General features: G+C 58.2%; 15 protein-coding genes and 2 tRNA genes. 11 read left to right on the top strand and 6 right to left on the bottom strand.

Annotation, left to right across the window (positions count from 1 at the left end; translation table 11 throughout):
- Window positions 1-154: 154 nt before the first annotated feature.
- The 3 genes from leuB to leuC form a co-directional block, all read right to left on the bottom strand.
- Window positions 155-1,237, bottom strand: coding sequence for a 3-isopropylmalate dehydrogenase (gene leuB / locus NAV33_RS16400; protein WP_255981949.1), 1,083 nt, complete (start codon window positions 1,235-1,237; stop codon window positions 155-157).
- Window positions 1,238-1,359: 122 nt separating this feature from the next.
- Window positions 1,360-2,007 (bottom strand): 3-isopropylmalate dehydratase small subunit, encoded by a 648-nt coding sequence (gene leuD / locus NAV33_RS16405; RefSeq protein ID WP_255981951.1) that lies wholly within the window; start codon window positions 2,005-2,007, stop codon window positions 1,360-1,362.
- 10 nt (window positions 2,008-2,017) lie between these two features.
- Window positions 2,018-3,445, bottom strand: coding sequence for a 3-isopropylmalate dehydratase large subunit (gene leuC, locus NAV33_RS16410; RefSeq protein ID WP_255981953.1), 1,428 nt, complete (start codon window positions 3,443-3,445; stop codon window positions 2,018-2,020).
- Window positions 3,446-3,625: 180 nt separating this feature from the next.
- Here leuC and NAV33_RS16415 point away from each other — a divergent pair, with 180 nt between their 5' ends.
- The gene (locus tag NAV33_RS16415) at window positions 3,626-4,492 is read left to right on the top strand and encodes a LysR family transcriptional regulator (RefSeq protein ID WP_255981955.1); all 867 of its coding nucleotides are present in this window, start codon (window positions 3,626-3,628) and stop codon (window positions 4,490-4,492) included.
- A gap of 130 nt (window positions 4,493-4,622) precedes the next feature.
- Entirely contained in the window at window positions 4,623-7,517 is a 2,895-nt protein-coding gene (locus NAV33_RS16420; RefSeq protein WP_255981957.1) for a sensor domain-containing protein, read from the top strand.
- 275 nt (window positions 7,518-7,792) lie between these two features.
- On the opposite strand, the gene NAV33_RS16425 is transcribed toward NAV33_RS16420, so the two are convergent.
- Window positions 7,793-8,239 carry an Hsp20 family protein gene (locus NAV33_RS16425; protein WP_255981959.1) on the bottom strand — a complete coding sequence of 149 codons (447 nt, stop codon included), beginning with the start codon at window positions 8,237-8,239 and terminating at the stop codon, window positions 7,793-7,795.
- Window positions 8,240-8,354: 115 nt separating this feature from the next.
- Between NAV33_RS16425 and NAV33_RS16430 the strand changes: the two genes are divergently transcribed.
- Window positions 8,355-9,101 carry an SDR family oxidoreductase gene (locus tag NAV33_RS16430; RefSeq protein ID WP_255981961.1) on the top strand — a complete coding sequence of 249 codons (747 nt, stop codon included), beginning with the start codon at window positions 8,355-8,357 and terminating at the stop codon, window positions 9,099-9,101.
- A gap of 21 nt (window positions 9,102-9,122) precedes the next feature.
- On the opposite strand, the gene NAV33_RS16435 is transcribed toward NAV33_RS16430, so the two are convergent.
- A complete protein-coding gene (locus tag NAV33_RS16435; protein ID WP_255981964.1) occupies window positions 9,123-10,097 on the bottom strand; it encodes a tRNA dihydrouridine synthase in 975 nt (324 codons plus the stop codon).
- Between the two features lie 80 nt (window positions 10,098-10,177).
- Window positions 10,178-10,504: a hypothetical protein gene (locus tag NAV33_RS16440; RefSeq protein WP_255981966.1), complete on the bottom strand. Its 327-nt coding sequence runs from the start codon at window positions 10,502-10,504 to the stop codon at window positions 10,178-10,180.
- Between the two features lie 160 nt (window positions 10,505-10,664).
- Here NAV33_RS16440 and NAV33_RS16445 point away from each other — a divergent pair, with 160 nt between their 5' ends.
- The 8 genes from NAV33_RS16445 to NAV33_RS16480 all read left to right on the top strand — a co-directional run bounded on the left by NAV33_RS16445 (window position 10,665) and on the right by NAV33_RS16480 (window position 18,799).
- Entirely contained in the window at window positions 10,665-10,844 is a 180-nt protein-coding gene (locus tag NAV33_RS16445; RefSeq protein WP_255981969.1) for a hypothetical protein, read from the top strand.
- A gap of 69 nt (window positions 10,845-10,913) precedes the next feature.
- Window positions 10,914-10,990 (top strand) — tRNA-Met (locus NAV33_RS16450).
- Window positions 10,991-11,165: 175 nt separating this feature from the next.
- A tRNA-Met gene (locus NAV33_RS16455) sits at window positions 11,166-11,242 on the top strand.
- A gap of 783 nt (window positions 11,243-12,025) precedes the next feature.
- Entirely contained in the window at window positions 12,026-12,799 is a 774-nt protein-coding gene (locus tag NAV33_RS16460; protein WP_255981971.1) for a hypothetical protein, read from the top strand.
- Window positions 12,800-12,866: 67 nt separating this feature from the next.
- On the top strand, window positions 12,867-14,051 hold the full coding sequence (locus tag NAV33_RS16465; protein ID WP_255982149.1) for a DegT/DnrJ/EryC1/StrS family aminotransferase: 1,185 nt from the start codon (window positions 12,867-12,869) through the stop codon (window positions 14,049-14,051).
- Between the two features lie 22 nt (window positions 14,052-14,073).
- Entirely contained in the window at window positions 14,074-15,603 is a 1,530-nt protein-coding gene (locus NAV33_RS16470) for a polysaccharide biosynthesis protein (RefSeq protein WP_255981973.1), read from the top strand.
- The gene (locus NAV33_RS16475; RefSeq protein WP_255981975.1) at window positions 15,603-16,532 is read left to right on the top strand and encodes a glycosyltransferase family 2 protein; all 930 of its coding nucleotides are present in this window, start codon (window positions 15,603-15,605) and stop codon (window positions 16,530-16,532) included. Before NAV33_RS16470 ends, NAV33_RS16475 begins: the two co-directional genes overlap by 1 nt.
- 56 nt (window positions 16,533-16,588) lie before the next feature.
- On the top strand, window positions 16,589-18,799 hold the full coding sequence (locus tag NAV33_RS16480; RefSeq protein WP_255981978.1) for a polysaccharide biosynthesis tyrosine autokinase: 2,211 nt from the start codon (window positions 16,589-16,591) through the stop codon (window positions 18,797-18,799).
- The last annotated feature ends 52 nt before the right edge of the window (window positions 18,800-18,851 follow it).

Genomic DNA, 18,851 nt, shown 5'->3' on the forward strand with positions numbered 1-18,851 from the left:
ATCTAGCAGGCCGTAACAGACTGTGCTTTCGGGTGGAAAGCGAGGGCACTATATCTAGCCTGTGCTGAACAACGCGCCCCGCCATCGCTTGACGTTACCGCCTAGCCGTCGCCCGCAAGCTCTATCAACGGCCGGTGCAATGGGACCCGAGAGATTACAACTTCGCGAGCGCCGCGACTACTGCGTCGCCCATCGCCTGGGTATTGACCTTCTGACAGCCGTTGGACCAGATATCGCCAGTGCGCAGCCCCTGATCAAGCACATCGCTGACCGCTTGCTCGATTGCATCCGCAGCCGCAACCAGGTTGAAGCTGTAACGCAACATCATCGATACAGAGAGAATGGTTGCCAGCGGGTTCGCAATGCCTTTGCCAGCGATATCCGGTGCTGAACCATGGCACGGCTCGAACATGCCCTTGTTGTTCGAATCAAGGGAAGCGGACGGCAGCATGCCGATCGAACCGGTCAACATGGAAGCCTCGTCCGACAGGATGTCACCGAACATATTGTCTGTGACGATCACATCGAACTGCTTCGGCGCACGCACCAGCTGCATCGCCGCGTTGTCGACATACATGTGGCTGAGTTCGACGTCCGGATAATCCTTGCCGACCTCCTCCACCACAGCACGCCACAATTGGCTGGACGCCAGCACGTTGGCCTTGTCCACCGAGCAGAGCTTCTTACCGCGGACGCGTGCCATGTCAAAACCGACCTTGGCGATTCGGCGGATTTCGCTCTCGCTGTACGGCAGAGTGTCATAGGCCATACGTTCTCCATTTTCCAGCACCTTGCTCTCGCGCGGCTGGCCGAAATAGATACCGCCAGTCAGCTCGCGAACGATCAGGATATCCAGGCCGGCAACAATCTCCGGCTTCAAACTGGAGGCCTCGGCCAACTGCGGATAAAGCAGAGCAGGACGCAGATTGCCGAACAGGCCCAGCTGCGAGCGGATCCTCAGCAAGCCACGCTCGGGGCGGATCGCCGGATCGATCGTATCCCACTTAGGGCCACCGACCGCACCGAGCAGGATGGCGTCGGCCGCGCGTGCACGCTCCAGAGTTTCGTCGGCCAGCGGCACGCCGTATTTGTCGACCGCAGCGCCACCCAGCTCGTCGTAGTTGAGCTGGAAGTCGAGTTGAAACTTGTCGTTGGCCAGCGTCAGCACCTTGACCGCCTCGGCCATGATTTCCGGGCCGATACCGTCGCCGGGCAATACCAGAATCTGTTTAGACATTTGCTGTTCCTTGAAATTGATACGCCGTAAGAGTGGGCCGGGCGTGTTCCGCTCCAGCCCATCGCTTGCCATTTACTCTCAGGCGGGCTGAAGCCACCCTACACAACAGGTCCAACTCGAACTTATTTGATTGCACCGAACAACCAGGGCTGACTCTGCTGATGGCGGGCTTCGAACACCTTGATCGCATCCGCGTCTTGCAGCGTCAGCCCGATGTCGTCAAGGCCGTTAAGCAAGCAATGCTTGCGGAAGGCATCGACCTCGAAGCTGTATTGTTTTCCGTCAGGACGAGTAACGGTTTGCGCGGCCAGATCCACGGTGAGCTGGTATCCCTCGGTGGCTTCGGCCTGTTCGAATAGCTCGTCGACTTCCGCTTCCTTCAGCATGATCGGCAGCAGGCCGTTCTTGAAGCTGTTGTTGTAGAAGATGTCAGCAAAGCTCGGCGCGATGATGGTACGGAAGCCGTACTCATCCAGCGCCCACGGGGCATGCTCGCGGGACGAGCCGCAGCCGAAGTTTTCGCGAGCGAGCAGGACGCTAGCGCCCTGATAACGCGGAAAATTCAGCACAAACTCGTTGTTCACCGGACGATTCGAGCAATCCTGATTGGGCTGGCCGACGTCCAGGTAACGCCATTCGTCAAACAGGTTCTGACCGAAGCCGGTGCGCTTGATCGATTTGAGAAACTGCTTAGGGATGATCTGGTCGGTATCGACGTTGGCGCGATCGAGCGGCGCGACCAGACCTGTATGCTGGGTGAATGCTTTCATGTCGGTCTCCTCAGGCCTGGATCAATTCGCGAACGTCGATAAAGCGGCCAGTCACCGCGGCGGCGGCAGCCATGGCCGGGCTGACCAGATGAGTCCTACCACCAGCGCCCTGGCGCCCTTCGAAGTTACGGTTGGAGGTGGAGGCGCAATGCTCACCGCTGCCCAACTTGTCCGGGTTCATTGCCAGGCACATCGAACAGCCTGGCTCACGCCATTCGAAGCCGGCTTCGAGGAAGATCTTGTCCAGCCCTTCCGCCTCGGCCTGCTGCTTGACCAATCCGGAGCCCGGCACAACCATTGCCTGCTTGACCGTAGCGGCCACCTTGCGGCCCTTGGCTACTTCGGCGGCAGCGCGCAAATCTTCGATGCGAGAGTTAGTGCAGGAGCCGATGAATACGCGATCCAGTTGGATCTCGGTGATCGGCTGGTTGGCGCGCAGCCCCATGTATTTCAGCGCACGGGTAATGGAATCGCGTTTGACCGGGTCGGCTTCTACTGCCGGGTCAGGCACGCTCTGGTCGACCGCCAAAACCATTTCCGGGGAGGTACCCCAGCTCACCTGCGGCTTGATCTCTTCGGCTTTCAACTCGATCACGGTATCGAATACCGCATCTTCGTCGGAGACGAGATCCTTCCAGGCTGCAACTGCACGTTCCCAGTCGGCACCCTTGGGCGCGTATGGACGACCCTCGACATAGGCGATGGTCTTGTCGTCCGCAGCTACCATCCCCACGCGGGCACCGGCCTCGATGGACATGTTGCAGATGGTCATGCGGCCTTCCATCGACAGGTCGCGGATAGCGCTACCGGCGAACTCCAACGCATGGCCGTTACCGCCGGCAGTGCCGATCTTGCCAATTACCGCCAGGACAATGTCCTTGGCGGTCACACCGAAGGGCAACTTGCCCTCGACGCGCACCTGCATGTTCTTCATTTTCTTGGCGACCAGGCACTGGGTCGCCAGTACATGCTCGACTTCCGAGGTACCGATGCCGTGGGCCAGCGCGGCGAACGCGCCGTGAGTCGAGGTGTGCGAGTCGCCACACACCACGGTCATCCCCGGCAGGGTCGCGCCCTGCTCCGGGCCGATTACGTGGACGATACCTTGACGGATGTCGTTCATCTTGAATTCGAGGATGCCGAAGTCATCGCAGTTCTCATCCAGAGTCTGTACCTGAATACGCGAGACCTCATCGGCGATGGCTTCCAGGCCGCCCTGGCGCTCGCCCTTGGTGGTCGGCACGTTGTGATCGGGCGTAGCGATATTGGCGTCGATGCGCCATGGCTTGCGAGCAGCCAGACGCAGGCCTTCGAAGGCCTGTGGCGAGGTCACTTCGTGGAGGATATGACGGTCGATGTAGATCAGCGACGAGCCATCATCGCGACGTTTGACTTCGTGCATTTCCCAGAGCTTGTCGTAGAGCGTTTTGCCAGCCATCAGACGTTCCTCATCAGTTTCTTGGGCAATAGCCCTTTTGCTTATGAGGTTGATGCTATGGGGTTGCATAGAATTACTCAAATTCATATTTTTCATTCAATGCATTCCTTAAGAGAATAGCTATAAGCTACTCCTTTATCGACTTGGACCTGGCCTCTAATTTTTCGCCGGAGCGAACCGATGGACCTCGCCAATCTCAATGCTTTTATTGCCATCGCCGAGACCGGTAGCTTTTCCTTGGCTGGAGAACACCTGCACCTGACCCAGCCAGCGGTAAGCAAGCGGCTGGCAGCGTTGGAGTCACAACTGAACGTACGGCTATTCGACCGGCTCGGACGGGAAATCGGGCTGACCGAAGCCGGCAGAGCACTGCTGCCGCGCGCCTATCAGATCCTCAACGTGCTGGACGACACGCGCCGCGCACTGACCAATCTGAACGGGGATGTCAGCGGCCGATTGTGCTTGGCGACCAGCCACCACATCGGCCTGCACCGCCTGCCGCCACTGCTCAGGGCGTTCACCCGCGCCTATCCGAATGTGAACCTGGACATCCGCTTCCTGGATTCGGAAATCGCCTACGAGGAAATCCTTCACGGGCGGGCTGAACTCGCCGTGATCACCCTGGCACCGCAGACCGCAACACCGGTTCGCGCGAACAAGGTCTGGGACGATCCGCTGGACTTCGTCGTAGCTCCCGAGCATCCATTGGCGCAGAAACCGGACATCACACTCGCCGATATCGCCGCCTACCCTGCCGTATTCCCGGGCGGTAACACCTTCACTCACCATATCGCCCAGCGGTTGTTCGAGCGTGAAGGGCTCACACCGAACATCGCAATGAGCACCAACTATATGGAGACGATCAAAATGATGGTTTCCATTGGCATCGCCTGGAGCGTGCTGCCGCGAACTATGCTCGATGAACAGGTGGTGCGTTTGCCGCTACCTGGCGTTCAGCTAGCAAGACAACTTGGGTACATAATTCATACGGAGCGCACCCTGTCGAACGCAGCAAAAGCCTTCATGGCATTGCTGGATGCCGACTAACCGCACTTGCACTTTGCCATTAGCTACGGATAAGTTCGGAGCATAACTACAAGATACCCAGAAGCGCCCATGAGCATTGTTTGTTTACCACCGATTCGCCACTTCCTGATTTGCCCGGCCGAGGCCGTTCATGTTGCCCACTGAACCCGCACGCAACGCCATTCCAAACGAAGCAGCAACTCCTTGGCAGGACGCAGCTCGCCTACTGTCGGTACTCGACGGTGCTGGGTTGGGCGTCTGGTCCTGGGATTTACAGCGTGGCGTCGTGCATTGGTCGCTCGGTACCAGCAGGCTTTTTGGCCTCACGGAGCCGCGCGTCGAGATCTCACAGGCCGACTATCTCAAGCTGATCTTCGAGCAAGACCGATCCCGCATCGACGCATTCATTCGCTCAGCACGGAAGGGCAACGAGCCACGCTTCAGTTTTCGCCACCGAGTGCTTTGGGTAGATGGGACTGTGCGCTGGCTGGAAATCGACGGCCAGCAAAAAGCTGGCCGCACGGACCAGTCGATGCTGGTGGGCATCGTCCGCGACATCACCGACCAGCACATCCAGGCCCAGGCCCTCGAAGACAGTCAGGAACGCCTGGAGCTGGCGTTGGCCTCGGCAGAGCTTGGCAACTGGGAATGGCACATCCCGAGCGACAAGCTGTATGCCTCGGCTCGGGCTTCTGAATTGCAGGGCATCGTCGAAGGTCCATTCGATGGATCGTTTCGGGAGTTTTTTCGCAGCGTCGCGGCAAAAGACCGACAAGCCATGCGCGACGCTTACAGCGATCTGCTCGCTGGGCGACGTAAGACCTACCAAACCGTTTACCAGGCGGAACATGCCGATGGCACGATTCGACACCTGGAAAGCACCGCCAAGCTCTATCGTGATGAGCACGACGCGCCACTACGAATGGCCGGCATTATTATCGACGTCACCGAGCGTGTTCTGCGCGAGCAGCATCTAGCCGCCTCCGAAGCCAAATTTTCCGCGCTGTTCCAAGGCAGTCCAGATCCGATTTCTCTGTCACGCATTCGCGATGGTAAGTTCATTGGGATCAACCCGAGCTTCAGCGCTGTATTCGGTTGGGAGAGCAGCGATATCGTGGGACGTTCGGCTCCGGAAATACGCTTCTGGCGCGACGAGAATCAACGACTGGAACTCTATCAGCAGCTGACTCGCGACCAGCGTCTGGAGAATGCCGAAGCGCAATTTCGAACCAAGGCAGACCAGTACATCACCTGCGTTGTTTCCAGCCGCTTCATCCGTATCGACCGGCGCCTATGCATTGTTACTACGTTCCGGGACATCACAAAGCGACAGCGAGCCGAGGCGGCGCTGAAGGTCAGCGAGGCCAAGTTCGCCACGGCGTTTCACTCAAGCCCCGACGCGATCATCATCAGCGAGCGCAGTACCGGGCGATTCATTGAGGTCAACGACGGTTTCTACCGCCTCTCTGGTTATCGTCCGGAGGAAGCCATCGGTCGCACCTCTGCAGAGTTAGGCATCTGGCCTGTCACGCAACGCAACGAAATTCTCGAGCTGCTAGAGCGTGACGGTCGCGTGACCAATTGGGAAATGATCGGCCAGGATCGTTACGGCAGACCAATGAACATCGAGGTCTCGGTAGAGCCTATCGAGCTCAACGACACCGAATGCCTGCTGTTGTCAGCCCGCGACATTAGCCAGCTGAAAGCCGCCCACGCACAGATCCATCATCTGGCTTACCACGACCCGCTGACCAACCTGCCCAATCGCGCCCTGCTCATGGATCGTCTGACCCAGCAGGCCGCGTTGCATAAACGGCACAATCTACGGGGCGCGCTGCTGTTCCTCGATCTTGACCACTTCAAGCACATCAACGATTCGCTCGGACATCCGGTCGGCGATGGCGTACTGAAAATGATTACCGCACGCCTCGAAGCCAGCATCCGTCAGGAAGATACCGTTGCCCGCCTTGGTGGCGATGAGTTCGTCGTGCTGCTGACCGGCCTGACCGGCAAACGCTCAGATGTGACCCGCCAAGTGCGGCAGGTTGCGGAAAAACTGCGCACTCTACTTGCGGAGCCCATGGTCTTCGAAGGTAATCGACTGCAGGTCACGCCGAGTATCGGCATTGCGCTGATGCCGGATCACGGTGACACTCCTGCCGACTTGCTGAAGCGCGCCGACATCGCCCTGTACCGGGCCAAGGATGCCGGACGCAATGCCATTCAACTGTTTCGAGCGACCATGCAGGAAGCCGCGAGCGCCCGCTTGCAGCTGGAAAACGAGCTGCGCCTGGCACTGCAGCGCAATGAATTCGAGCTATATCTTCAACCTCAGGTAGATGCGCGATCCGGCGTGGTGGTCGGTGCCGAGGTCCTGTTGCGATGGCATCATCCGGAGCATGGCGCACGCTCGCCCGCGCAGTTCATTAATGTATTGGAAGAAAGCGGACTGATCATCGAAGTCGGCGGCTGGGTAATAAAGGAAGCCTGCCGAATCGGTGCTTTATTGTTGGCCAACGACCTGGTACGGCCCGACGACTTCAGCCTCTGCGTCAACATCAGCCCACGCCAGTTCCGCCAGAACGAGTTTGTCGAACGCGTCGTCGAAGCGCTGAAAACCACCGGACTGCCACACCAGATGATCAAGCTGGAAATCACCGAAGGCATCGTGATCCAGAACCTGGACGACACCATTGCCAAAATGCGGCGCCTACGCCGGCACGGGGTGAGCTTTGCGATGGATGATTTCGGTACCGGCTACTCCTCGCTCACCTATCTCAAACGGCTACCGGTGGATCTGTTGAAAATCGACCAGTCCTTCGTTCGCGACGCACTGGATGACGGCAACGACGCCGAAATCATCCGCGCTATCGTCGCGATGGCCAGGAGCCTGAGACTGGAAGTGATTGCCGAGGGGGTCGAACAGCAGGCGCAGCTCGAGTTGCTGCAGCTGCAAGGGTGCCATCTGTATCAGGGCTATCTGTTCAGCCGCCCGCTGCCGTTTGCCGAGTTCAGCGAGTTATTGGCAACGAATTTGACAGCCTGAGTTGCAGCTGGAAAAAGGGCGTCTTGCAGACCTTGCGAAAACGTAGCGAGCGAAGGTTAGGCAAGGCGCAACGACCATCGGGAGTAACAGCCGAAGGCTGGCCCGAAGGGCGAGCGCAGCGAGTCAAAACAGGCGAGGAAGCGGACTGAGCTCGCACTCGAGTTTACGAGCTGTAAATGAGCATTCCGACTGGGCTCGCATCCGAGCCTGTTTTTAACGCGGCATAACCGAGCGCAGTAGTTTTCACACAGTCTGTTGCGACGCCCTTCTCTAGGTCAGGCCTCTTCCAGTGCCAGGCGCTCACCGTTGATCGGGATACGCTTGGGCTTGGCCTCTTCCGGCACGACGCGCTCGAGCTGGACGTTCAACAAGCCATTTTTGAGCGCAGCACCTTTGACCTCTATATGGTCGGCCAGGCGGAACGACAGCTTAAATGCCCGCTGGGCGATGCCCTGATGCAAATAGGTGATGTTTTCCCCGCCGTTCTCGCGCTTGCCGCCACTGACGGTCAGCACGCCGCGTTCGACTTGCAGATCCAGATCGGACTCCTGAAAACCGGCAGCTGCTACGATGATGCGGTATTGGTCATCACCGTGTTTTTCTACGTTGTACGGTGGGAACGAGCTGCTCGCTTCGTTGCGCAAGGCAGACTCGAACAGATCATTGAAACGATCGAAGCCAATGGATTGGCGGAACAGTGGAGCCATCGAAAAGCTAGTCATTTTGCTATCTCCTGATATGCAGCGAGTGGTTTTTACAGGACCCGAATTCGGCATCCTGTGATGCCCTAAATAGGAATTGCCCGCTGCTTTTCAAGACCGTTCGTCGGAGTTATTTATGTCCAAAGTCATGCTGATCACAGGGGCCAGCCGAGGAATAGGCGCCGCCACCGCCAGGCTCGCAGCTGCCGAAGGCTATGCGCTGTGCCTTAACTTTCACCATCGCCAGGACGCCGCGCAGAGCCTGCTGGACGAGCTTAAAAACGCCGGCGTCCGGGCCATAGCGGTGGCAGCCGATGTGGCCGACGAGGCTCAAGTAGCCAGACTGTTCGCCGCAGTCGACGATGAGTTCGGCAGGCTCGACGTCCTGGTCAACAACGCCGGCATGCTGGAGCGCCAGATGCGTCTGGACGAGATGGACGCCGCGCGGCTGGCACGGGTATTCGCCGTTAATGTAACCGGCAGCTTTCTCTGCGCGAGCCACGCGGTGAAGCGCATGTCGACCCGCTACGGAGGCAATGGCGGCGCCATCATCAACGTATCCTCGATTGCAGCGAAACTCGGCGCGCCCAATGAATATATCGATTACGCAGCCGCCAAGGGCGCGGTCGACAGCATGACTCTTGGCTTGGCCAAGGAGGTCGCAGCAGAAGGCATTCGCGTCAATGCCGTGCGGCCGGGCGTGATCGACACCGAGATTCACGCCAGCGGCGGCGAGCCTGGACGGGTCGAGCGCGTCAAAGCTAGCGTGCCTATGGGCCGTGGCGGTCGTGCCGAAGAAGTGGCAGAGGCGATTGTCTGGCTGGCCAGCGATAAGGCCAGCTACACCAGCGGTGCCCTGCTGGATGTCAGCGGCGGGCGTTAACAGGCCGTTGAAAACTACCTGCTAAACGGCTGCTTCGAAACCCGACGCGTTGCTGTCGATACCCAGCAACGCGTCGAGTCGCTCACAATCGTTTTCCCGTCGCAGCTGGGCGAACAGCGCTACTGCTTCCGGGTAGCTGCGGGTGAGCATGGATATCCATTGCTTGAGCCGACCCGGTGCGTAGCGCGGAGAAATTTTGCGTCGCGCCTGTAGCCAGAAGTCGGCGAGCAATGGCTGCAGGTCTTCCCAGCTCATCGGCTCGACCGTTGCGCCCTTCTTCGCCGCACTGATCTGGCGAGCCAGATCCGGCCGGCAGACCAACCCGCGCCCAAGCATGATGTCGTCCACGCCACTGATTTCACGGCAGCGGCGCCAGTCCTCCAGCGACCAGATATCACCATTGGCGAAAACCGGCACGGCGACCACATCTTGAACCTTGGCGACCCATTCCCAATGCGCAGGTGGCTTGTAGCCGTCGAGCTTGGTTCGCGCATGCACTACCAGCTGCTCGGCGCCGCCATCGACCAGCGCATTGGCGCAATCGAGCGCACCGTCCGGACTGTCGAAACCCAGCCGCATCTTGGCGGTAACCGGGATATGCGCCGGCACTGCTTTGCGCACTTGGTACAAAATCGTATGAAGCAGCTCGGGTTCCTTGAGCAGCACGGCACCGCCCCGGGACTTGTTAACCGTCTTGGCCGGGCAACCGAAATTCAGGTCGATAGCGGGCGCCCCGAGGCTGCAGGCGAAGGCGGCATTGTCGGCCAAGCAAAGCGGATCGGAACCCAGTAATTGCACTCGCAGCGGCGTTCCTGCCCGTGTCACTGCACCGCCATCAAGCTCCGGAGCGAGCTTGCGGAAGCTAGACGGCGGCAACAAACGGTCCGATACACGAATGAACTCAGTTACACACCAGTCGACACCACCGACACGCGTCAGCACGTCACGGAGAATCTCGTCGACCAACCCTTCCATGGGCGCCAAGGCGATCTGCATGTTGTACGGCCCAATCGAAAAAGGACCGCATTGTACGGAGTGGGCCGCTCGTTAGGAACGTGCCGGCTGCTTCGCCTGGATCATCGGTCGTCCTCGTGATCACCGAGAGTTCGGCGTGGGTGATGCTCCATATCGGTGTCGTTATCACCGTGGCGCGATTCGTCGTAAGTCTTTTGTGTTCGTTGCCCATCATCCGGATCGAAATCCGTTTCGGATCGTTCGGGTAGTCGTTCGATACCTTCGCCAACGCCCATGGAACTGTTGCCGAGGGTGCGGTCGACGGCCCCGGTGTTCTGCGCCAACTGGCTAGCGCTGGGCGCTGCACGCTCAAGCGAGGCGGCGAGAGCAGCCGTTACAGCGGCAAGCCCAACTACGGCTCCAAGCGCAATTCTCAGATAGGTCCGCATAAATCCTCCTACCAAGTCACGACAACGTTTAGGCAGCTTAGCGAACCAGCCGTGCATCACCGGCGAGCATCACCGACCAACGGCAGTTGGAACCGTCCGCATCGATTCGGGGTCCATCTTCAGAGAGCAGTTGATGGCAAACTTAGAAAGGAATCCAACAATGATCACACCTGCACTGGTAATTCTCTTGATGATCATCGGCTGGAGCGGAGCCGCATTCGCCATGCTCTGGGGCATGCTGCGGATCGCTCGCTACCACCACAAGCCAGGCACTGAAGCGCCGCAGGCCCGGTCAGCCATAGCCACGCGGCACGGTACTACTGTTTCGCTAAGCGCTTGAAGCAACGAGCTTATTTTCGATAAAAGCCGTGACAGCACGACCGAAAGCTGTAGAATGCCGCCCCACAGACGCGGGATGGAGCAGTCTGGTAGCTCGTCGGGCTCATAACCCGAAGGTCGTCGGTTCAAATCCGGCTCCCGCAACCAAATACGAAAAAGGCCACTCTTGAGAGTGGCCTTTTTCGTATGCGCAGAACTAACAATCAGCTACTGCTTGCCAGCACCAGTGCCTAACCAATCGGCTAAAGCTTTGAAAAGAAAACTCTTTCCAGCGCAAGCGGTTGACAGAGGCACGGCACGCTGTAGAATGCCGCCTCACAGACGCGGGATGGAGCAGTCTGGTAGCTCGTCGGGCTCATAACCCGAAGGTCGTCGGTTCAAATCCGGCTCCCGCAACCAAACACGAAAAGGTCACTCATTCGAGTGGCCTTTTTTCGTTGCGCGGCAAAAAATCGCTTCCCTCGCTGCAATCGTCCCGGCTTTTTTTTGCTAATCCGTTTTGGCATTAGCGTCCTCTGGTTATGCACCGTATTCCATCGCGCACAGATCAATAGACCGAACGGCTTAGTTTGAAAGATGGTTGTATTACTTGAAGGTACAACCGCCCTGTCAGAGCGCTACGAACAGCCGGAAAGCAGCACGTCATCATTATCAATAACTTACGATGCCAAGCACATACCACACGGTTTTTTTAATCGAAATTTAGCTATTCGAACTTGACTGCCGTCCGGTTCTGGATGATAACTACGTCACATAAAACAGAGACAGGATGCTCAACGAAACGGCAAGTCAGACCAACCAAAATACAAGTTTGGCTACCGCGAGCAACTTCACAGGTAGCATCGTTTACAGCGCAACTATGTCTGAGCTTGAATAGTTTTTCTTATCGTCTGATGCTTATCTCGTATCCCAGCCGAGTGCGGTAGCTTTGCCTAATTAGCAGTGGCCCGCATAGAGCGGGATTCGCAGGCGAACCGCATATCCGCAGCGAGCAACGTACAAAGCGGCTATGGCCGCCAGTGGCGGTAGCATTGTCTGGTAAAAACGTAATTGCGGCAGAAGCAGAAAGATTAAGCTCATGGAACGGCGCCTGATCATATAAAAATAAACCGCGCTTTTATTCCATCTGCTATTTGCAACTTGCACATCCGTAACTTGCGTTATTCCCGCCAGGAGTTAACCGTGAGCAATGTATTTCGTAGCGTGGATTTAGAAATGCATCAATTAATTGTCCAAGAGATGAACAACACAGGTTATTCCTGCGTCGCTAACTTCCTAACTCAGGATCAATTAAAGTTATTGCAAGATCAGGTCCGTGCCGATGCCGAAAAACATAAGGGCCATTACTTCGCGCACCATGGCGGAGATGCGATCGCGAACTCTCTATTGGGCGTGCTAGGCGCTGCGCCGGAGTTTCGTGAAATGCTTGCAGGTATTCATCAGGCAGGTGCGGGAAAAGCCTCGTTTAGCGACGCGATATTTCAGGTACTGCGTTGCGTACAGGGCGATTCAGGCCGCCGAGAGTCAAATTGCTTTCATTACGATGCAAGCCTTCTGACAGTACTGTTGCCCATTGAGATTCCTCAACATGGCGCCGACTGCGGTGACCTGATCGTTTTTCCAAACCTTCGCCGTGTACGTTCGAACGTTCTGTTCAATGTGCTGGAAAAAGCGTTGCTGCAGAACGCACTGAGCCGAAAGCTGATCAGCGCCGCCATTCGCCGCAATCTGCTGAAGCCCAAAAAGTTGCAATTGGTTCCCGGCAATCTCTATCTGTTCTGGGGCTACCGGACACTGCATGCAAACGAGCCTTGCGATCCCGCCAGCCGCCGGGCAACCGCCATCTTTCACTATGGCGATCCGCACGCGGGCAGCCTCGCAACCCGGTTGATCCTCAAGCTGAACCAGCGTCGCGCCCGCCGCGCGACTGCGGCCAGGGCGCATCCGGCCGCCTGAACCGACGTAGCTCCAACCGGTTTTCCGCTTCGCACCTTTCGCCATGGCTACCGATAAGGACGTCGAGATGATCAATGTCACCAAATCGTATCTGGGCAACAAGGCCAAGTTTCTTAATTACGTGGACAGCATCTATGCGTCCGGCTGGCTGACGAATCACGGGCCGCTTGTCACAGAGCTGGAGGAACGCCTGCGTGATTATCTAGGGGTCAGGAACATCATCCTCACCAACAACGGGACCCTGGCGTTGCAGATTGCCTATCGAGCGCTGGATCTGTCCGGCAGCGCTATCACCACCCCGTTCAGCTTTGTCGCCACCACCAGCTCGCTGCAATGGGAAGGCATACGGCCGATATTCGCCGATATTGACAAGGCCACCTGGAACCTCGACCCGCACACCATCGAGGCGAGGATTGACGGCGACACCCGGGCAATCGTCGCCACCCATGTCTTCGGCAACGCCTGTGATGTCGAGACCATCGCGCAGATCGCCAACCGCCATCGTTTGAAGGTGGTCTACGACGGAGCTCATGCGTTCAGCGTGCGCTACAAGGATCAGTCAGTGTTCAACTGGGGCGATGTCAGCACGCTCAGCTTCCATGCCACCAAGCTCTTTCACACCATCGAAGGGGGCGCCATCGTTACCAATGACGATGCGCTGGCAGCCAGGATTCGCTTGCTGTGCAACTTCGGCATCGTCGATACCGACATCATCAACGGTATCGGTATCAACGCCAAACTCAACGAGTTCGCGGCTGCGATGGGCCTGTGCATCCTTGATGACATGCCGCTGATTCTGGAGCAACGGGCGGAGATCGCCCGGCGCTACGAACAGCAACTGGGCGATCACTTCGACCTTCAGCACCAGCAGCCTCACTCCGCTCGAAACCATAGCTACTTTCCGATAGCCCTGGCCAATGAAGAACAGCTGCTACGCAGTCGCAGTGCGTTGAATGCACAAGGCATCAATCCCAGGCGTTACTTCTACCCCTCGCTGGATACCCTCGGCCACCTGCAGCCACAGATGCCGCAGATACAGTCGCGGACCTTAAGCCGCCGCGTGCTGTGCTTGCCGATTTATCCGGGCCTGCCGCGACACATCCAGAACACTGTGGTCCAGACGCTGCTGACCGAATCGGTGCGGCGCACCCGATCACGCGCGGAACAATACTGGCCGCAGGCCAGCTCTGTCGGGTTGCTGAACGAACACCGGCTCAGCCTGCTCGACCCAGAGTGCAAGCGTATTTCCTGATTCACTCGCGGCGATTTGATTGATGTCCGACTCCCGAAAGCTTTCCATGATTCGCAACACCGGCCTGAGCTACGCAGGTCAGGCGTACGCCTTGCTGGTCGGCATTCTCATCCTGCCCTTCTATCTCGGGCATCTGGGGGCAGAAGCCTATGGTCTGATCGGGTTCTTCGCGGTGCTACAGGCTTGGCTGCAATTGCTGGATGCAGGCCTGTCGCCGTCGCTGGTTCGCCAGATCGCGCATTTGCGTGGCCGCCCGGTCGCTGCGGCGCAACGCTACGAGCCCGGGCAGTTGCTGCGTTCGTTCGAAATCATCTTCTTGCCGCTGGCGGCGCTGACGGTGCTGACCATTCACTTCTCCAGCGGGTGGATTGCTCATCAGTGGTTGCAGGCGCAGGAGTTGAGTACTGCGACCATCATTCACTGCATCAGCCTGATGGGCTTGATGATCGGCCTGAGGTTGTACGCAACTTTATACAAGAGCGGCCTGCAAGGACTCGAACTGCATGCCTGGCTGAACGGCGCAAACATCCTCGTCGCCACGCTGCGCTATTTCGGTGGCCTGTTTCTGGTGGCTTATGTGAGCCAGGATCCGCTGGACTTCTTCCTGTTTCAGGCAGCGGTAGCACTAATCGAAACGCTGATATTCGCCGCCAAGGCTTATGCGCTGATGCCCAACCCAAAGCTGCTGACCGGCTTCGATTGGGCAGTAGTCAGGCCGGTGCTGCCTTTTGCGGCAGGCATGTCGCTTACCTCGGTGTTGTGGATCATCCTGACGCAGTTGGACAAGGTCTTGCTGTCCAACGTGCTGCTGCTCAAGGAGTACGGCTACTTCTCGCTGGTAGCGCTGATTTCGACCGGCATCATGACGCTTACCAATCCGCTGGTGCAGACGCTGCTACCACGCATGACCATGCTCGTCGCAGAAGACCGGATCGCCGAGATGCAGGCGCTTTACCTGAACGCCACCCGCTTCGTCTGCAGCCTGCTGTTTCCCCTTGCCGGGGTGATCGCCTTTCATTCCGCCGAGCTGATATTCGCCTGGACCGGTGATTTGGAAGCCGCGCAATGGAGCCGATCGGTTCTGCCCTGGTATGTACTGGGCAGCGCGATCATGGCCGTCACCGCCTTCCAATTTTATCTGCAGTACGCCCACGGGCAGTTGCGCCTGCATGTGTGGTTCAGCCTGGTCTCCGCCGCGCTAAGCATTCCGCTGGTGACATATGCGGCGCTGGAACATGGCGTCTATGGCGCGGCACTGGCCTGGTTCGGGCTGCGCATGCTGACCTTTCTGATCTGGCCGTCGATGGTCCACAAGCGCTTCGCTCCCGGCCTGCATCGGCAATGGCTGCAGGACTTGCTGCGCATTACCGCCATGACCGGCCTGGGCCTGTTGATCGGCGAACCGGTGTTCGCGGCCATCGCCAGTGACAACCGCTTCGACACGCTTCTAGGGCTAGCGATCAGCGGATTGATCTGCCTGACGCTGGTCACCTTTACCTCCAAACCCGTCGTACTCCGCCTGTACGTACTGATGACAAAGTCGAGCACCTGATGGACACGCAACTGAAAAGCGAACAAGCCTTGATGGCAACCTGGGGCGATAGACGTGAACCCTTGCTGAGCATCGTCTGTCTGGCCTACAACCATGCCTCTTTCATAAGGGAAACGCTGGATGGATTCCTCCGGCAGGAAACGGACTTTCCCTTCGAGGTGATCGTTCATGACGACGCCTCGACCGACTCCACTGCGGCGATCATTTGCGAATATGCCGCGCGCTATCCAAACGTGATCAAGCCGATCTATCAGCGCGAAAACCAGTACCGCCAGGGCGTGCCGTTCAGCACACGGCTGTTCGCCCGAGCACGTGGCAAGTACATCGCCTATTGCGAAGGGGATGACTACTGGACCGACCCGCGCAAGCTGCAGCTCCAAGTCGACTTTCTCGAGCAGAACCGCGACTACGTGATCACCTATCACGACGCATTCATGTTCAACAGCCAGGGCGTAGTCCGCAATCCGGACATGCAGGGCAAGTACCGGCAGGACGCCAGTGCCCGAGAGTTGATGCAGGCGCGTCCGATGTCGACGCTGACGGTGTGTTTTCGCAACCTGCTGCAGGAGTTGCCGCCAGAACTGCACGGCGTCGAGGTGCTGGATATCTGCTGGTGGTCACTGCTGGGAGCTTACGGCAAAGGCAAGTTCATCGAAGAAATCAAACCCGCCGCCTACCGCGTGCATGAGGGCGGAATCTTCTCCATGCGCAGCAGCAAACAGCGCATCCAGATGAGCATGCACGCCTATTACAGCCTCGCCCGCTATTACCAGCGGATCGGCGATCAAGCGCTCTACGAGTATTTCCTGATTCAGGTGTTTTCCCATGTGCTGGCATTGATTTCTCCACTCAGCAAGCTGCAGGCGCTGGGCCAGATATTCCAGAACATCAGCGTCAACCTGTTACGCAGGCTTAACCCAGGCGCCTGACTAGCGGATGGCAACGCCGCCGCATCGATAGCGCAACATTCAAGGAAGGATCCGCAATGACTGCCATGACTCGCTCTTCGCTGGAATACGATGCGGACAACCGCATCGACCTGGCGCGTATCCTGCGCGTGGCGTTTGATCACAAGGCACTTATATTCACTATTACAGCCTTCTTCGCCCTGCTCGGCGTCGCCTATGCAATTGTCGCGACGCCGATTTACGAAGCCAGCGCGATGATCCAGATCGAGCCGAAGAAGACCGGTATCACTGGCGTTCCAGAAGCGATATCCAAGCCCAACTCGGTTTCCCAGGCCGTGACCGAGATAGAACTGATCAAGTCACGCTCGGTTCTTGGGCGCACGGTCAACGCCTTGAAGCTCTACATCACGGCCCGTCCCAAATATCTACCGCTTCTCGGCGGTTATCTGGCGCGCATGCACGATCCAGAGGAGGACGGGGAATTCGCCGCACCTCTGCTGGGCATGGATAGCTACGCCTGGGGCGGTGAGAAACTCGATGTATTTCAGCTGGATGTACCCGAAGCCTACCTGGGCGAAAAGCTGATATTGCGCACAGGCAACGCAGGCGCCTTCAGCCTGTATGACAAGGACGAGCAACTGCTGCTGCGCGGCAAGACCAATGAAGCGGTGCAGCACGAAGGCTTCCGAGTTCAGATCGCCGAATTAAAAGCCCGCCCCGGTACGGAGTTTTCACTCGTGCGAAGCCGCCCGCAAACCACCGCGCTGGATTACCAGAAGCGCCTCAAGGTGGGCGAAGCCGGCAAGGATTCGGGAATCATCTACCTCACCCTTGAAGACCCGGACCCGGACAAGGCCAACCACGTACTCGACCAGATCAGCCGCCTCTATGTGCGTCAGAACATCGAGCGCAGCTCCGCCGAAGCCGCACAGCGCCTGGAGTTCCTGCGTTCACAGGTGCCCCTGGTACGCAAGGAGCTGGAAAAGGCCGAGGCGGCGCTCAACGACTATCAGACCAGCGCGCAGTCGGTGGACATCAGCATCGAGACCAAGGGCGTACTGGATCAGATCGTCGCGTTGGAATCGCAGATTTCCGAGCACAACCTCAAGCGCACCGAATACAACCAGCTGTATACGCCGGAGCACCCGACCTACCAGACCCTGATGAAAAAGATCGACCAGTTGGAAGCGCGAAAGGCCGCTTTGATGGCCGAGATCGACACGCTACCGATGACTCAACAGGAACTGCTGCGCCTGAACCGCGACATGGAGGTCACGACCCGCACTTATACCCTGCTGCTGGACAAGGCTCAGGAACAGGACATCCTGCGCGCCGGCACTATCGGTAACGTGCGCATCATCGACAGCGCCTATTCGGTGGTGGAGAAGCCGGCCAAACCGATCAAGCCGCTGGTGGTGCTGGTCGCGATTTTCGTCGGACTGCTGGTTTCGGCAATGGTGATCCTGCTGCGCCAAGTGTTCTATCGCGGCGTCGAAAGCCCGGAGGCAATCGAACATCTGGGCATTCCGGTGTATGCCGCGCTGCCCTATTCGGCGAAACAGGAACACCTGCACCGGCTGCGCAAGATTCGCGACGGCAGAAGCAAGTTGCTGGGTGGTGCCGATCCGGCGGATCTGGCCATCGAGTCCCTGCGCAGCCTGCGCACCAGCCTAAAATTCGCCATGCTCGAAACGCGCAACCCGGTACTGGTGATTACCAGCCCAACGCCCTCGGTGGGTAAGTCCTTCGTTGCAAGCAATCTGGCGTCGGTCATCGCTCAAGCGGGCCAGCGCGTGTTGCTGATCGATGCAGACATGCGTCGCGGCTATATCGCCAGCATGTTCGGCATGGCGCCGCGCAACGGCCTGTCCGATGCATTGGCCAGCGGTCTGCGCCTCGCTGCGGTGACCAACAAGACCGATCAGACCAACCTGCATTTCATTGCCCGCGGCTTTTCCGCGCCGAACCCGTCCGAGCTGCTGATGCACGACAACTTCGCCAGGCTGTTAAAGGAGGCGGAGCGGGAATACGACTTCATCATCATCGATACGCCACCGGTTCTCGCCGTCACCGATGCGGTGCTGGTCGCGCAACTGGCTGGTACCAGCCTGCTGGTGGCCCGTTATGGCCTGAGCACCGCAAGCCAGATCGAAGCCTCCAAACGGCGTCTGGCGCAGAACGGAGTGCTCCTCAAGGGCACCATTCTCAACGGTGTAAAACGCAAGGCATCCAGCACTGCCTATGAAACCGGTGCATACGGTTATTACAGCTATTCTCAGAAAGCCTGACACAAACCGTGTGAAAACGTAGCGAGCGCAGTAGTTTTTCACACGGTTTGTA

Origin of the sequence: Stutzerimonas stutzeri (genome assembly GCF_024448715.1) — a bacterium.
In the GTDB taxonomy this organism is placed as follows: Bacteria; Pseudomonadota; Gammaproteobacteria; order Pseudomonadales; family Pseudomonadaceae; genus Stutzerimonas; species Stutzerimonas stutzeri_AR.

Coding starts and splice junctions, on each gene's coding strand:
- leuB (WP_255981949.1), bottom strand. CDS start 1,237: ATGTCTAAACAGATTCTGGTATTGCCCGGCGACGGTATCGGCCCGGAA.
- leuD (WP_255981951.1), bottom strand. CDS start 2,007: ATGAAAGCATTCACCCAGCATACAGGTCTGGTCGCGCCGCTCGATCGC.
- leuC (WP_255981953.1), bottom strand. CDS start 3,445: ATGGCTGGCAAAACGCTCTACGACAAGCTCTGGGAAATGCACGAAGTC.
- NAV33_RS16415 (WP_255981955.1), top strand. CDS start 3,626: ATGGACCTCGCCAATCTCAATGCTTTTATTGCCATCGCCGAGACCGGT.
- NAV33_RS16420 (WP_255981957.1), top strand. CDS start 4,623: ATGTTGCCCACTGAACCCGCACGCAACGCCATTCCAAACGAAGCAGCA.
- NAV33_RS16425 (WP_255981959.1), bottom strand. CDS start 8,239: ATGACTAGCTTTTCGATGGCTCCACTGTTCCGCCAATCCATTGGCTTC.
- NAV33_RS16430 (WP_255981961.1), top strand. CDS start 8,355: ATGTCCAAAGTCATGCTGATCACAGGGGCCAGCCGAGGAATAGGCGCC.
- NAV33_RS16435 (WP_255981964.1), bottom strand. CDS start 10,097: ATGCAGATCGCCTTGGCGCCCATGGAAGGGTTGGTCGACGAGATTCTC.
- NAV33_RS16440 (WP_255981966.1), bottom strand. CDS start 10,504: ATGCGGACCTATCTGAGAATTGCGCTTGGAGCCGTAGTTGGGCTTGCC.
- NAV33_RS16445 (WP_255981969.1), top strand. CDS start 10,665: ATGATCACACCTGCACTGGTAATTCTCTTGATGATCATCGGCTGGAGC.
- NAV33_RS16465 (WP_255982149.1), top strand. CDS start 12,867: ATGATCAATGTCACCAAATCGTATCTGGGCAACAAGGCCAAGTTTCTT.
- NAV33_RS16470 (WP_255981973.1), top strand. CDS start 14,074: ATGTCCGACTCCCGAAAGCTTTCCATGATTCGCAACACCGGCCTGAGC.
- NAV33_RS16475 (WP_255981975.1), top strand. CDS start 15,603: ATGGACACGCAACTGAAAAGCGAACAAGCCTTGATGGCAACCTGGGGC.
- NAV33_RS16480 (WP_255981978.1), top strand. CDS start 16,589: ATGACTGCCATGACTCGCTCTTCGCTGGAATACGATGCGGACAACCGC.